Source organism: Dyella sp. 01N448 (genome assembly GCF_056399225.1).
In genome coordinates this window covers 1-14,132 of record NZ_JBFTQX010000010.1, presented here as the reverse complement: position 1 = coordinate 14,132, position 14,132 = coordinate 1, and the positions used below count along the sequence as shown (strand labels likewise).

Below are 14,132 nucleotides of genomic sequence, written 5' to 3'. Positions count from 1 at the left end.
AAGCTTTCAGCCTGCGCTTATCGATCTGAATCGCCGTACAGAATCCGCCCGGAGACACCTTGATGTTCCTGCGAGTAATGCTGGTGTTCGTGGCGCTGGCCGTCGTGTTGTACGGCGGCATCTGTCTGGCCATGTTCCTGGGGCAGCGGCAGCAGATCTATCACCCGGAGGCGAGCTGGCGCGTGCAGCAGCCACCGGATTTCGATTTGGCCAACGAGGGAGTCAGGCTGCGCGGGTGGGTGATGAACCCAGGGCGTGCAAAGGCCTTGATCTATTTCGGCGGCAACGGCGAGCGCATCGAGGATGCCCGCAATGAACTGGCTCTATGGTTTCCGGATCGCACGATCTATCTGCTGCCCTATCGCAGTTATGCGGCGAGCGCGGGAAAGCCCACCGAGCAGGCCCTGGTCAGCGATGCGCTGGCCTTGTTCGACCATGTGGCGCGCGAGCACGCGAGCCTTGCGGTGATCGGACGCAGTCTGGGCAGCGGCGTGGCCGTGCAACTTGCAGCGCGTCGGCCGGTGGAGCGCCTGGTGCTGGTCACGCCATTCGACAGTCTGGTGCGCGTGGCAGCGGGTTACTTCAGCTGGCTGCCGGTGAACGCGCTGATGCGTGATCGCTACGAATCCTGGCAGTACGTCAACGACATCCATTGTCCGGTACTGGTGATACGTGCCGAAGATGATGAAATCATTCCCGCCGAACGCACCCTGGCCTTGCTGAAGGCATTCAAGCAGGCGCCCATGGTGCAGGTGATCGCCGATGCCGGCCACAACACGGTCCAGGATCACGCGGACTATCGCGTGAGCCTGGAGCGCTTCCTGAAATAAGGCTCAGCGCCCGAACGGCTCGAGCTTGCGCGCCACCATGGTGTTCTTGAGCGTCGCGTACTGCGGTAATCCGTTCTTGCCATACGGGGGAGGCGCTTCGCCCTGGATCAGCGGGCCAAGGTAACGACGTGCGGCGGCCGTGATGCCAAAGCCGTCGCGCGTGATGAAACTCGCCGGCATTTTCTTTTCGCGATTGGCGATTTTCGACAGCGGCGCCGGTTCGATCTTCCAGCGATACGGCGCGTCGCTGCTGCGCACGATTACCGGCATCACGGCATTCATGCCGGCCAAGGCGTATTCGACTGCAGCCTTGCCCACCGCGTAAGCCTGATCGGCATCGGTTTTCGAGGCCAAATGACGCGCCGACCGCTGCAGGTAATCGGGCAGCGCCCAGTGGTATTTGTAGCCGAGTTTTTCCTTGACCAGCGCGGCGAGCACCGGCGCCACGCCGCCGAGCTGGCTGTGACCGAACGCGTCGCGCGTGCCTGCCTCAGCGAGGAACTGGCCTTCGGCGTTGAGCAAGCCCTCCGACGCAACGACCGTGCACCAGCCCACGCGTTCCACGGTGGCCTTCACCTTGGCGAGAAAGGCGGCTTCATCGAACGCGCGTTCCGGAAACAGGATGATGTGCGGCGGCGCATCCGTGCCTTCGCCTGCCAGGCCTGCGGCAGCGGCAATCCAGCCGGCGTGGCGGCCCATCACTTCGAGGATGAAGACCTTGGTCGAGGTGTCTGCCATCGAGGCCACGTCAAGGCTCGCCTCCAGCGTGGACACGGCGATGTATTTCGCCACCGAGCCAAAGCCGGGGCAGCAGTCGGTGACGGCCAGATCGTTATCCACCGTCTTGGGCACGCCGATGCAGCGAATGTCGTAATTCATTGCCTTGCCGAGTTGCGAGATCTTCAGCGCGGTATCGGCCGAGTCGTTGCCGCCGTTGTAAAGGAACCAGCGGATGTCGTGCGCGCGGAATACGTCGATGAGCCGCTCGTATTCGGCGCGATTCGTATCCAGCGATTTGAGCTTGTAGCGGCACGAACCGAACGCGCCACCGGGTGTATGACGCAGGGCTGCGATCGCGGCCTTGGTTTCCTTGGAGGTATCGATCAACTCCTCGCGCAAGGCGCCGAGGATGCCGTTATGCCCCGCGTACACGGGCACGCCTTTGGCACGCGCCGCCTCGATCACACCCGCGGCGGTGGCATTGATGACGGCGGTGACGCCGCCGGACTGGGCGTAGAGCAGGCGACCGCTGGGCTTGGCTTTTGTCGTCATGAGATCTCAATCCGGTAAGGCGAGGTTGCCCTGGCCATCAAACACGAAGTAGGGGTTGAACGCGAATTCCCATAAATGGCCATCGGGATCGGCGAGGTAGCCCGAGTAGCCGCCCCAGAATGCCTCCTGCGGTGTCTTCAATTCGCGTGCGCCGGCGGCCAGCGCCGTGGCGAACCAGGCGTCCACTTCGTCCTTGGAGCTCGCGTTGCGCGCCAGCGTGACGGCGGCAAAGCCCGTGGGCAGGTCTTCGGTAAGCGCGTCTTCGGCCAGCGCATCGCGCCCGTAAAGCGCCAGGACACCGGCGCCGCCCTTGAGGAAGACGATGTTGTCATTGCTCGCCGAGGAGGCCTTCCAGCCCCAGGCCTCGTAGAACTGACGCGAGCGCGCCAGGTCGCTGACGCCCAGCGTGACGATGTGGATACGGGGTGCAGACACGGCGTTTTCCTCCCAGTGGTCCCGGCGAGCTTAATCCGGCCCGCCCGCGGCGTCCCTGTGACAACAACGTGTCAGGGTTAACTCTTTTGGCAACAACTACTTGCCGTTTCCGAGCCGCTTTCTCGGTTTGACGTTGACGCTGCCAGAAGTTAAGTTGAACGCCATTTTCTTGCATCCCCGGGTCCCGCAGCGTGCGCGGCCTTCGGATACCTTGGAGCACTATGCGACTCGTCCTACTCGGTCCGCCCGGTTCGGGCAAAGGCACCCAGGCTGCGCGTCTGAAGGTGGAACTCGGCGTCCCGCACATCTCGACCGGCGACATGTTGCGCGCGGCGGTGGCCGCGGGTACGCCGACGGGCCTGAAAGCGAAGGCGGTGATGGACGCAGGCAAGCTCGTCTCTGACGACATCCTGCTGGCCATGCTCGAAGAACGCCTCTCGCAGGACGACGTCCGCGGTGGCTTCATCCTCGACGGCTACCCGCGCAACCTGGCCCAGGCCGACGCGCTCGATCATCTGCTGGCCAAGATCGGCCAGCCGCTGGACGCTGTGGTGAAGCTGGACGTGCCCAACGAAGTGATCATCGGCCGCTGCGAAATCCGTTTCGCCGCCGAGCACCGCAAGGACGACGATCCGGTGGTGGTGCGCGATCGCCTGAAGGTCTATGCCGAGCAGACCGCGCCCGTGGCCGATTTCTTCTCCCGCCGCGGCAAGCTGCAGGTGGTCGACGGCGTGGGCGAGCTCAACGAAGTCACCGCGCGCGTCAAGCGTGCGCTGGCTGACGAATCGGCCGCCGCCAACGGCTGACGCTCTGGGCCGCCGCAAGGCGGCCCGATGTTTTTGGGCTGGCGCATCGGCTGGCCGGGTTCTATCGAGCAGGTAACACATGCGTCTGCACATCCTGGGCATCTGCGGCACCTTCATGGGCGGCGTCGCCGCACTGGCGCGTGAGCTTGGACTCACCGTCGAGGGTTCCGACGCCAACGTCTATCCGCCCATGAGCACCCAGCTCGAAGCCTTGGGCATTGGCCTGATGAACGGCTACCGCGCCGACTACCTCAAGCCGGCGCCCGACCTGGTGGTGGTAGGCAACGCCATGACGCGCGGCAACCCGGCCGTGGAATACATGCTCGACGAGCAGCTGCGTTACATCTCGGGGCCGCAGTGGCTGGGCGAGACCCTGCTGCCGGGCCGTGAAGTGCTGGCCGTGGCCGGCACGCACGGCAAGACCACCACGACCAGCCTGCTGGCGCACCTGCTGGAGAGCGCAGGCCTGTCGCCCGGCTTCCTGATCGGCGGCGTGCCCGGCAACTTCGAGACATCGGCCCGCGTGGGTGGCGGCAAGCCGTTCGTGATCGAAGCGGACGAATACGACAGCGCCTTCTTCGACAAGCGCTCCAAGTTCGTGCACTACCGCCCGCGCATCGCCATCCTCAACAACCTCGAATACGACCACGCGGACATCTTCCCCGACGTCGCCGCGATCCAGCGCCAGTTTCATCATCTGGTGCGCACCGTGCCCGGCAATGGACGTCTGATCGTCAACGCGCACGATCAGCATCTCGCCGAAGTGCTGGCAATGGGCTGCTGGACCCCGGTGGAAACCTTTGGCATCGGGCAGGGCGACTGGCAGGCCGAGCTGATCGAGGCCGACGGCTCGGCCTTTCGCGTGCGCCACGGCGCCGATTTGATCGGCGAAATCCATTGGCCGCTGCTCGGCAACCACAGCGTGATGAATGCGCTGGCTGCCTTGGCGGCTGCCGCGGCCGCGGGCGCCGATCCGCGTGCATTGCTGCCGGCTTTTGCGAGTTTCCAGAGCGTGAAGCGCCGCATGGAAGTCGTGGGCGAGGCGCACGGCGTGCGCGTCTACGACGATTTCGCGCATCACCCTACGGCCATCGCGACCACGCTTGCCGGCTTGCGCGCCAAAGTGGGCAAGGCGCGCATCGTCGTGGCGCTGGAGCCGCGTTCCAATTCCATGCGGCTGGGTGCGCATGCCGAGGCACTGGCGCCGTCGCTGGCCGATGCCGATGCGGTGGTCTTCCTGCATCGCCCGGAGCTTGCGTGGGATGCCGGCCGCGTGACCGCCGCCTTGAACGGCCGCGGCAGCGCCGTGCCGACCGTGGATGCGTTGATCGACACCTTGCGCAACCAAGTGCGCGCAGGCGATCACGTGGTCTTCATGTCCAACGGCGGCTTCGAAGGCGCACCGCGCCGTTTCGCCGAATCGCTCACCTCGTAACGCGCCCCGGGCTGCCGCTCCCTTCCCTGGTGGGAGCGCACCCTGTGCGCGACTGGCCTCGCGATAGGAAACCGATTTTTCGGTCGCGCACAAGGTGCGCTCCTACAACGCAAGCCCGCGGTTAAACTCATCGCATGGCTGCCAAGACTCCATCGATCGACCTCCCGCTATTCCCGCTGAGCACCGTGCTGTATCCCGGTGGACAGCTGTCACTGCGCATTTTCGAGCCCCGCTATCTGGACATGATTCGCGAGTGCGCACGCACCGGCAGCTCGTTCGGCGTGTGTCTGATTCTTGATGGACGGGAGGCCGGCGCCCCTGCCTTGCCCGCCGCCGTCGGCACACTTGCTCGCATAGTTGATTTCCATAATCGCGAAGATGGGCTGCTGGGCATCCTGGCCGAAGGCGGCGAGCGATTCCGCGTGCTGCGTACGCGGGTGCGTTCGGATGGACTGGTCCGCGGCGACGTCGAACCATGGGCCGCGGAGCCTGCACAAGAAGTACCGGTGGAATTGACGTTGCTGCAATCGATCCTCGAGCGCTTGATCGAGAACCTGGCGCCGCAGTGGCGCCACGCGCCCAAGCATCTCTACGAGGACGCCAGCTGGCTTGGCTTTCGCCTGGCGGAACTGCTGCCGTTGCAGACCGACGAACAGCAGCGCCTGCTTGAACTGACTGATCCCGTACGACGACTGGGCGAATTGCGCGACATCCTCCCGCGTTTCCAGCGAGCGTGAACGCGTTGCACTTTGCGCCTGCATGAGGCGCTTCTACACTCGTCCATTCACAAATGAGGTGACCCTCCATGAGCAGCCTGGCCGGTAAGACCCTCTTCATCACCGGCGCCTCGCGCGGCATCGGACTGGCCATTGCGCTGCGCGCCGCGCGCGACGGCGCCAACATCGCCATTGCCGCCAAGAGCAACGTGCCCAATCCGCGATTGCCCGGCACCATCTTCAGCGCAGCCGAAGAGATTGAAGCGGCCGGCGGCAAGGCCCTGCCAATCAAGTGCGATATCCGCGAAGAAGACGAAGTGAAGGCCGCCGTGGCCGCCACCGTCGAGCGCTTCGGCGGCATCGATATCCTGGTCAACAACGCCAGCGCGATCTGGCTGGCCGGCGTGGCAGATACGCCTATGAAACGCTTCGACCTGATGCAGCAGGTGAATGCGCGCGGCAGTTTCCTTTGCGCGCAGGTGTGCCTCCCGCATCTGCTCAAGTCCGACAATCCACACATCCTCACGCTGGCGCCACCGCCGTCGCTCGATCCAAAGTGGTGGGCGCCGCACACCGGTTACACGCTCGCCAAGATGGGCATGAGCTTCGTGACGCTGGGGCTGGCCGGCGAGCTTGGCAGCAAGGGCGTGGCAGTGAATGCACTGTGGCCGCGCACCATCATTGCCACCGATGCGCTCAACATGATTCCGGGTGTGCCGCTGGAACGCTGCCGCAAGCCAACCATCGTGGCGGACGCGGCGCATGCCGTGCTCACGCGACCGGCCAAGGGATTCGCAGGCAAATTTCTTATCGATGAAGAGGTGCTGCGCGAGGCGGGCGTCACCGACTTCGCGCAGTACGCGGTCGATCCCTCGCAGTCGCTGCTGCCCGATCTGTTTCTGGATTGAGCGTCGTGTCCTGCCCGTTCTGCGAGATCGTCGCTGGTCGAGGCGCCGCCAGCGTAGTGGCGCAGACGGACAACGCGCTGGCCTTTCTCGATCTTCGGCAAGCGATGCCCGGTCATGTGTTGGTGGTGCCCAAGGCGCATGTGCAGGACATCTACGCCATCGATGCCGCGCTCGCCGGCGAAGTGATGCAGCTGGGTGTGCGCGTGGCGCATGCCTTGCGCGAAGTGTTTCACTCGCCCGGGCTCAATCTGTGGCAATCCAATGGCGCGGCCGGCGGGCAGGAAGTGCCGCACTTCCATCTGCACGTGCATCCGCGTCGCGTGGCCGATGGCTTGTTTCGCGTCTATCCGCACGGCGTGCCGACACCGTCGACACGCGACGTGCTGGATGATCTGGCGCAGCGGATTCGACTGGTGCTTCCCCACGATGGCGGCGTCCCCACGCCACGGAGTTCTGCATGAAATATCTGCACACCATGATTCGCGTGCGCGACATCGACGCAAGCCTGCGTTTCTTCTGCGATGGACTCGGGCTGAAGGAAACACGTCGCAGCGAAAACATCGCGGGTAAGTTCACCCTGGTCTTTCTGGCCGCTGCCGATTCGCCGGAGGCGGAAATCGAGCTGACCTACAACTGGGGCTCGAGCGAGGACTATGGCAGCGCGCGCAATTTTGGCCATCTGGCGTTTCGCGTGGACGACATCTACCAGACCTGCGCGCACCTGCAATCGATGGGCTACACCATTCATCGCCCGCCACGCGATGGACACATGGCTTTCGTACGCTCGCCGGACCTGATTTCGGTGGAACTGCTGCAGGACGGGCATCTGCCGCCGCAGGAGCCGTGGGCATCGATGCCCAATACGGGTGTCTGGTAGGGCGCTGGCTGTCGCGTGGCTTGCTGGAGGCCCTGGCGGGCCTTCGGCGTGGGTCCAAGGACTCTAGGCCATAGGTGCTAGCCCAACTGCCTGCCTCCGGCTTACGTCCGACGGTTTTGCGCCATTGGTAGGGTGACTGTGAGGCGCAGAGTTGTATATTGTGTGACCCATATCACATTTTTGTAGCGGTCGCGGGTTAGCTTGGCGCGACGGGCGTGGTAACCGGGGGGTAGCCATAGGACATGGCAACGACCGGCCGAAACCTGTGACCCCTAGAGGGGTTGGGGGAGGGAACCATGGCTGTAATGAGGGAGGAGGCCAGGCGATGCGTCGTCTGGTTTGGTCAACCGGCCGGCGAAGAGCGGGCAGGGTTGGCCAATGCGGGATGGATTATCCGCGTCGCCGATGCCGGTACTCAGGGCGGCGTCGGCATGCGAAACAACGATACGGTGGTGGCGCTGGCCGACCTTAGGCACGGCGATCCTGCTTCCGCCCAGGCCATGGCTCAGCTCATGGCTGATCACCCCTGGCTGCCGTGGGTGGCGCTCATACCACCGGCCATGTCGGTGCACGAGCCGCTTATCGATCGCGTGCTGGAAGCGAGCATCGAATACTTCGCCACACCGGTGGATGTCGACCGCCTGGTCGAGGCGCTTGCCCGCGTGGGCGGCGACCAGCCGCGCGCGGCTGAGCCGGGCGACGTCGGCGTGACTGGCCGCAGTGCCGCCATCGGTGCCGTGGTGGCCAGCGTGCGCAAGTACGCACCGGTTGAACTGCCGGTATTGATCACCGGCGAAACGGGCACGGGCAAGGAGGTTGCGGCGCGGGCCCTGCATAGTCTTTCGGCGCGTGCCGATCGGCCGTTCGCCGCGATCAATTGCGGCGCGCTGCCGCCCAACCTGGTGCAGTCCGAACTGTTTGGTCATGAGCGTGGTGCATTCACCGGCGCCAACGCCCGCCGCATCGGCCATTTCGAAACAGCCGCGGGCGGCACCGTGTTTCTCGACGAAGTGGGCGATCTACCACTCGACGCACAAACCAGCCTGTTGCGCTTCCTGCAGGAAGGCACGCTGGAGCGCGTGGGCAGCAGCCAGTTGATCAAACTGGACGTGCGCGTGCTCGCCGCCACCCACGTGGATCTGGAAAAAGCAGTCGAGCAAGGCCGCTTCCGCGAAGATCTCTATTACCGCCTCAACGTGCTGCGCCTGCGCATGCCGCCGCTGCGTGAGCGCGAGGACGACGTGGTGCTGTTGGCGCAGAAATTCCTCGACGCCTTCCGCGAACAGCATGCCAGCCGCGGGCGCGCCTTCAGCGCCAGCGCGCGGCGAGCCATGCTCGACTTCAGCTGGCCGGGCAACGTGCGAGAGTTGCTCAATCGCGTGCAGCGTGCAGCGGTGGTGGCGGAAGACGCCCTCATCAGCGTCAACGACCTGGATCTGGCCGACGTGCTCACCAAGCAGGCGGCGCGCTCCAGCCTGGGCAGCACGCGCGTGGCAGCCGAGCGCGATGCCGTGATCGCGTGCCTGCGCGAGAGTCGTTTCAATGTGAGCGAATGCGCGCGTCGACTGAAGGTGTCGCGCGTGACCATCTACCGCCTGTGCAAGAAGCATCAGCTCGCGCTCGACGAGCTGCGCTAAGCGTACGTCCGAGCCTCGCAAGGGCGCCCCACGGAAAGAATCATGCTGGCCACCCCTTGGGGTGGGCGGCGCGTGCGCATTCCTTCTAGCGAATGCGGCGATGTGCCGCCCGATGGGCGAGTGCACCCACGACAAAAAGGAAGGCCCCCGACCCGCAGGGGTCGGGTCGGGGGCTTCCATTGGTGCCCCGGCCACAGGGGTTGCCGGGTTACCGCCCTCATCACCGCCATGCGGCGGAATGCTTTGACGACCTCTCAGCAAGCTGAGAGGCGCGGAAAGGGTGCTTCCAATGCCAGCTGCGAAGTCCGTGCCGACTTGCCCCGGGCCACCCAGAAGCGTCGCCATCCTGTCGTCGCGAGATCCTTATCGCGGCGTCCGGCGCGTTTATCGCAGCTGGCCCTTCCCCCTTCCCGCCTGTACGGGGTTAAGAGAGCAATCGCCGTGCCAACGATCGCCAATGGCTGAAAAACGGGGGTTTTAGCGCCTTTGCAGCACAGTGGACGATTTTGAACCGTGCTAAAGGCGTTACAGCCCCAGCCTGAAATGTGGCCTTCGGAAGGCGCTTAACGCGTGCAGTTAAGCGGTTTCGCGCAGGTGTAACAGGCGCTTTACGGCGGACAGGCGAAATGTCACACCTTTTGCCGGCGCAGCCGTGGTCCGGGCAAGTTGGCTGCGTCTCAGTTGCCGCGTCCTCGTTTCTTCCCGTTCAAAGCGCGTCCACCGGGTCCGGAGCCGTGCAAAGGCGCTACTCAGGGCTTAGGATGCAGGCGCGCCGCTGCTTGCGACGCATCCCCATCCCCGATCCCCTTTGAGCATGGTGTCGTCGCCCTCGACGATGCCCGGAGTACGACATGCACGCGCAAGACCCGTCCGCCCAGTCCCTGATCGATCTCGGCAAGCGCTACTGGTTGCCGGTGTATCGACCGCGCGATGTGGTGCTGGATCACGGCAAGGGCGCGCGGGTGTGGGATACGCAGGGCCGCGACTACCTCGACTTCGGCGCCGGCATCGCTGTAAACGCGCTCGGCCATCAGGATCCCGATCTGCTCGAGGCCTTGACCACCCAGGCCCACAAGCTCTGGCATACCAGCAACGTCTTCTACACCGAGCCGCCGCTGCGCCTGGCCGAGGAACTGGTGTCGGCGTCAGGCTTTGCCGAGCGCGTGTTCCTGTGCAATTCCGGTACCGAAGCCAATGAAGCGGCTATCAAGCTGGTGCGCAAATGGGCTGCCGCGCAGGGCCGTGCGGCCGATAAGCGGGTGATCATCACCTTCCGCGGCTCCTTCCATGGACGCACCCTGGCGGCCGTCACGGCCACCGCCCAGCCGAAGTACCAGGAAGGCTACGAACCGCTGCCCGGCGGCTTCCGCTATCTCGATTTCAACGATGTGCCGGCCCTGGAAGCGGCATTTGCCCACGGCGACGTAGCCGCCGTGATGCTCGAGCCGGTGCAGGGCGAGGGCGGCGTGCTGCCGGCCGCGCCCGGCTTCGTCCAGCGCGTGCGTGAGTTGTGCGATCAGCACCTGGCGCTGCTGGTGCTGGACGAGATCCAGAGCGGCATGGGCCGCACCGGCACCTTGTTCGCCTACGTGCAGGACGGTGCCAAGCCCGACATCGTCACCATGGCCAAGGCCCTGGGTTGCGGCTTCCCCATCGGCGCCATGCTGGCCGGCCCCAAGGTGGCCGAGGTGATGCAGTTTGGCGCCCACGGCACCACCTTTGGCGGCAATCCGCTGGCGGCCGCCGTGGCGCGCGTAGCGCTGCGCAAGCTGTCGTCGCCTGAGTTGCTGGCCAACGTGGCGCGCCAGTCGCAGGCCTTGCGTGATGGCCTGACGCGCATCAATGCGTCATTGCAGCTGTTTGATGAGGTTCGCGGCCGCGGCCTGATGCTTGGCGCCGTGCTCAACGAGGCGAACAAGGGCAAGGCTGGCGCCATCCTCGATCACGCTGCAGCCCACGGCTTGCTCGTGTTGCAGGCGGGTCCGGATGTGCTGCGTTTCGTGCCCGCCCTCAATATCAGCGATGAGAATCTGGCTGAAGGCCTTGCGCGCCTCGAAGCGGCGCTACGCAGTTTCGTGGCGAGCTAAGCGACGTCACCCAACAAGCGCTCCTGGCTTCAGGAGCGCTTGCCGAGGGCCTCAGCCTGCTCGCGCCGCGCGCAGCGCACCACGTGCCGCTTCCAGCGTCTCGGCGATGTCCTGCTCGCTGTGCGCACTGGACACAAAGCCCGCCTCGAACGCCGAGGGTGCGAGATAGACGCCACGCTCCAGCATGCCGTGGAAGAAGCGGTTGAACATCGCCGTGTCTGCCGCCGTCGCCTGCGCGTAGCTATCCACCTTCTGCCGGGTGAAGAACAGGCCGAACATGCCGCCCACGCGATTCGTGCTGAAGGCCACCCCTTCGCCATCCGCCACGGCCTGCAGGCCATCCGTGAGAAGGCGCGTGCGCGCGGCGAGCTGATCGTAAAAGCCCGGCGCCTGGATCAATTCCAGCATGGCCAGACCCGCTGCCATCGCCACCGGATTACCCGATAGCGTGCCCGCCTGGTAGATCGGTCCAGAGGGCGCGATCTGCTGCATCAGGTCACGACGACCGCCATAGGCTCCCACCGGCATGCCGCCGCCGATGATCTTGCCGAAGGTGGTGAGATCCGGCGTCACGCCGTAAAAGGCCTGCGCGCCACCCAGGGCCACGCGGAAACCCGTCATCACCTCGTCGAAGATCAGCAGCGCGCCGTGCTTCGTGCACAGCTCGCGCAGGCCCTGCAGATAGCCGTCCCTGGGCGGAATGCAGTTCATGTTGCCGGCGACCGGCTCGATGATCAGGCCGGCGATATCGTGGCCGTGCTCGTCGAACAGGCGCACGGCAGCATCGAGATCGTTATAGGCCAGGGTGAGCGTGAGGTCCGCATTGGCCTTGGGCACGCCGGGCGAGGTCGGCACGCCAAAGGTGAGTGCGCCCGAACCGGCCTTTACCAGGAAGCTGTCGCCATGGCCGTGGTAGCAGCCTTCGAACTTCACGATCAGGTTGCGACCGGTGGCGCCACGCGCCAGGCGGATCGCCGACATGGTCGCTTCCGTGCCGGAATTGACCATGCGCACCATGTCGATCGACGGAATCAGGCGCGTGATGGTCTCCGCCATGGTGACTTCGGCGGGGCAGGGCGTGCCGTACGACAGGCCGTTCTTCACCGCGCGTTCCACCGCCTCACGCACATGCGGGTGGTTATGGCCCACGATCATCGGGCCCCACGAGCCCACGTAGTCGATATAGCGCTTGCCTTCGACGTCCCACAGATACGGGCCATCCGCACGCGCCGTGAAGAACGGCTCGCCGCCCACCGACTTGAAAGCGCGCACCGGCGAGTTCACGCCGCCAGGCATCAGCTGCTGCGCGCGTTGGAAGAGTTCGTGGTTGGTGGTCATCGTGGGTGTCTCAAGGCGTAGTGAAGAGTTGGGCGAATCGTGCAGCGGCGCCGCGCACGTCGGGATCGCCGAAAACCGCGGAAATCACGGCGAGATAGTCGGCGCCGGCGTCAATCAGCGACTGCGCATTGTCTGGCGTGATGCCGCCGATCGCCACTCGCGGCACACCGAGCGCGGCGCTCTGTCGCAGCAGGTCGAAGGAAGCACGGCGTGCATGCGGCTTTGTGGGCGAAGGAAAAAAGGCGCCAAAGGCGATGTAGTCGGCGCCCGCGGCGGCGAGCTCGCGCGCTCGTGCCAGCGAGTCGTAGCAGGACACGCCGATGATGGCGTCTTCACCCAGCACCGCGCGAGCCGCGGCCACATCGCCGTCCTCCTCACCCAGGTGCACCCCCGCGGCGCCTGCTGCGTGGGCTAAGGCCACGTCATCGTTGATGATCAGGGGTACCTGACGGGCGGCGCACAGGGCGCGGATGGCGCGGGCTTCGGTGAGCCGGCGCGCGTCATCGCGCGTCTTGTCGCGGTATTGCAGCAGCCGGGCGCCGCCGGCCAGGGCCTGCGCCACCGCCTGGAACAAGTCGGGGCGCGGGCCATCGGTAATCACATAAAGGCCACGGCCCTGGAGTTTTTCACGCATGCCAATCGATCCTGGAGAGCTGCGCCATACGCTTTCGCATCGGCGGGGGAGTTGCGAGAATGACCTACTTATTCTCCATAGCAAGCCATTGACGATGAATCAGAGCACCAACGAAACCGGCACCCTGCGCAAATGGATGTGTGTCGTTTGCGGCTTCATCTATGACGAGGCGCTGGGCGTGCCCGACGAGGGCATCGAGCCCGGTACGCGTTGGGCCGACGTTCCCGATACCTGGACCTGCCCGGATTGCGGCGCGACCAAGGAAGACTTCGAGATGATCGAAATCGACTGAATCCCACCGCATTGCCCTCAAACGGCCCGAATCCGTCATCGTACGGACCGGGCCGTTTGCTTTAATGCTCCTGCGCGCCGGAAAAACCGCGCAACCCCGGCAGGAGCAGGACCATGCAGCAATTCATTCCGTTCGAAGACGAGTGGGACATCCTGGAAAGGCTGAGTCTGGAGTCCCTCATCCCCTATCACGTCGGCGTGCCCTGCCGGCATGACCTGGCGGCCAACGGAGACGGCGCCACGCCCGTGGCGGCCAATGCACCCGTGGCAAACACGCCGATCTCATCCGCAGCCAAGGGCAGCGAGGCGTAAATAGCCCTTCCAGTTCTCCGCGGGCACGGAATCACTGCCAGAGCGCCATGAAATAGCGCCGGTCTTGCCACTGCAAGGCCGGCGTATCCGCGCGTCGTGCGTCGCGTCCTGTCACGAACATGAAAAAAATTCGTATAGACCCCTTCCCAACCCTGTGGAGGGACGCTATAGTTTCGCTCCTCCCCGGACGACTCGCTCTTCAACGGGGTTCCACTGAAAACCCACAGCAAAAAAGATTCACGCTGAGGTGTTGACGGACCGGAAAGATGATGTAAGATGAGCGGCTCACTCGGAACGAAATGTTCCAACGCAGAAACGGCAACGTGCTGCAAGTGATTGAGATCTTTGACAGTGTGCGCAGGTGACTTGTGTGGGCGTCTTGCGACGGACGATTGAATGTCCAATATATGCAAGCGTCTAACCTAAGAGTCAATTCAAAAGCTTGACGTTTATGGTTAGGAACAACRCTTCAGAAAGATAGATCGAGTGACTGCCTTCGGGTGGACATGAGGTCGAAAACTTAAGTGAAGAGTTTGATCCTGGCTCAGATTGAA

15 protein-coding genes are annotated in these 14,132 nt (G+C 64.5%); 11 read left to right on the top strand and 4 right to left on the bottom strand.

The annotated features are described in order from the left end of the window. The first annotated feature begins 62 nt into the window (after positions 1–62). Entirely contained in the window at positions 63–830 is a 768-nt protein-coding gene (locus AC1DKY_RS16195; RefSeq protein WP_441604778.1) for an alpha/beta hydrolase, read from the top strand. Positions 831–833: 3 nt separating this feature from the next. Here AC1DKY_RS16195 and AC1DKY_RS16190 read toward each other — a convergent pair whose 3' ends face one another. Next, positions 834–2,102, bottom strand: a complete 1,269-nt coding sequence (locus AC1DKY_RS16190) for a 6-phosphofructokinase (RefSeq protein ID WP_441604777.1) — start codon at positions 2,100–2,102, stop codon at positions 834–836. 6 nt (positions 2,103–2,108) lie between these two features. After that, a complete protein-coding gene (locus tag AC1DKY_RS16185; protein WP_441604776.1) occupies positions 2,109–2,537 on the bottom strand; it encodes a VOC family protein in 429 nt (142 codons plus the stop codon). 221 nt (positions 2,538–2,758) lie between these two features. On the opposite strand from AC1DKY_RS16185, the gene AC1DKY_RS16180 reads away from it, so the two are divergent. The 8 genes from AC1DKY_RS16180 to AC1DKY_RS16145 all read left to right on the top strand — a co-directional run bounded on the left by AC1DKY_RS16180 (position 2,759) and on the right by AC1DKY_RS16145 (position 11,003). Next, positions 2,759–3,343, top strand: a complete 585-nt coding sequence (locus AC1DKY_RS16180) for an adenylate kinase (protein ID WP_046973153.1) — start codon at positions 2,759–2,761, stop codon at positions 3,341–3,343. 79 nt (positions 3,344–3,422) lie between these two features. Beyond that, a complete protein-coding gene (gene mpl, locus AC1DKY_RS16175; protein ID WP_441604775.1) occupies positions 3,423–4,778 on the top strand; it encodes a UDP-N-acetylmuramate:L-alanyl-gamma-D-glutamyl-meso-diaminopimelate ligase in 1,356 nt (451 codons plus the stop codon). Positions 4,779–4,912: 134 nt separating this feature from the next. After that, positions 4,913–5,515: an LON peptidase substrate-binding domain-containing protein gene (locus AC1DKY_RS16170; protein ID WP_441604774.1), complete on the top strand. Its 603-nt coding sequence runs from the start codon at positions 4,913–4,915 to the stop codon at positions 5,513–5,515. Positions 5,516–5,583: 68 nt separating this feature from the next. After that, positions 5,584–6,402 carry an SDR family oxidoreductase gene (locus tag AC1DKY_RS16165; RefSeq protein ID WP_441604773.1) on the top strand — a complete coding sequence of 273 codons (819 nt, stop codon included), beginning with the start codon at positions 5,584–5,586 and terminating at the stop codon, positions 6,400–6,402. Positions 6,403–6,407: 5 nt separating this feature from the next. Continuing rightward, positions 6,408–6,863, top strand: a complete 456-nt coding sequence (locus AC1DKY_RS16160; protein WP_441604772.1) for an HIT family protein — start codon at positions 6,408–6,410, stop codon at positions 6,861–6,863. Then, entirely contained in the window at positions 6,860–7,279 is a 420-nt protein-coding gene (locus tag AC1DKY_RS16155) for a VOC family protein (protein ID WP_441604771.1), read from the top strand. The genes AC1DKY_RS16160 and AC1DKY_RS16155 overlap by 4 nt, the downstream gene beginning before the upstream one ends. 296 nt (positions 7,280–7,575) lie before the next feature. Then, entirely contained in the window at positions 7,576–8,916 is a 1,341-nt protein-coding gene (locus tag AC1DKY_RS16150; RefSeq protein ID WP_441604770.1) for a sigma-54 dependent transcriptional regulator, read from the top strand. Positions 8,917–9,767: 851 nt separating this feature from the next. Continuing rightward, the gene (locus AC1DKY_RS16145) at positions 9,768–11,003 is read left to right on the top strand and encodes an acetylornithine transaminase (RefSeq protein ID WP_441604769.1); all 1,236 of its coding nucleotides are present in this window, start codon (positions 9,768–9,770) and stop codon (positions 11,001–11,003) included. A 51-nt stretch (positions 11,004–11,054) separates the two neighbouring features. Here AC1DKY_RS16145 and hemL read toward each other — a convergent pair whose 3' ends face one another. Both hemL and thiE read right to left on the bottom strand, forming a co-directional pair. Beyond that, positions 11,055–12,341, bottom strand: coding sequence for a glutamate-1-semialdehyde 2,1-aminomutase (gene hemL / locus AC1DKY_RS16140; protein ID WP_441604768.1), 1,287 nt, complete (start codon positions 12,339–12,341; stop codon positions 11,055–11,057). Positions 12,342–12,351: 10 nt separating this feature from the next. Further along, positions 12,352–12,975 (bottom strand): thiamine phosphate synthase, encoded by a 624-nt coding sequence (gene thiE / locus AC1DKY_RS16135; protein WP_441604767.1) that lies wholly within the window; start codon positions 12,973–12,975, stop codon positions 12,352–12,354. A 94-nt stretch (positions 12,976–13,069) separates the two neighbouring features. On the opposite strand from thiE, the gene AC1DKY_RS16130 reads away from it, so the two are divergent. Then, positions 13,070–13,267, top strand: a complete 198-nt coding sequence (locus AC1DKY_RS16130) for a rubredoxin (protein WP_046973142.1) — start codon at positions 13,070–13,072, stop codon at positions 13,265–13,267. A gap of 113 nt (positions 13,268–13,380) precedes the next feature. Beyond that, positions 13,381–13,578 (top strand): hypothetical protein, encoded by a 198-nt coding sequence (locus AC1DKY_RS16125; protein WP_441611473.1) that lies wholly within the window; start codon positions 13,381–13,383, stop codon positions 13,576–13,578. Positions 13,579–14,132: the final 554 nt, after the last annotated feature.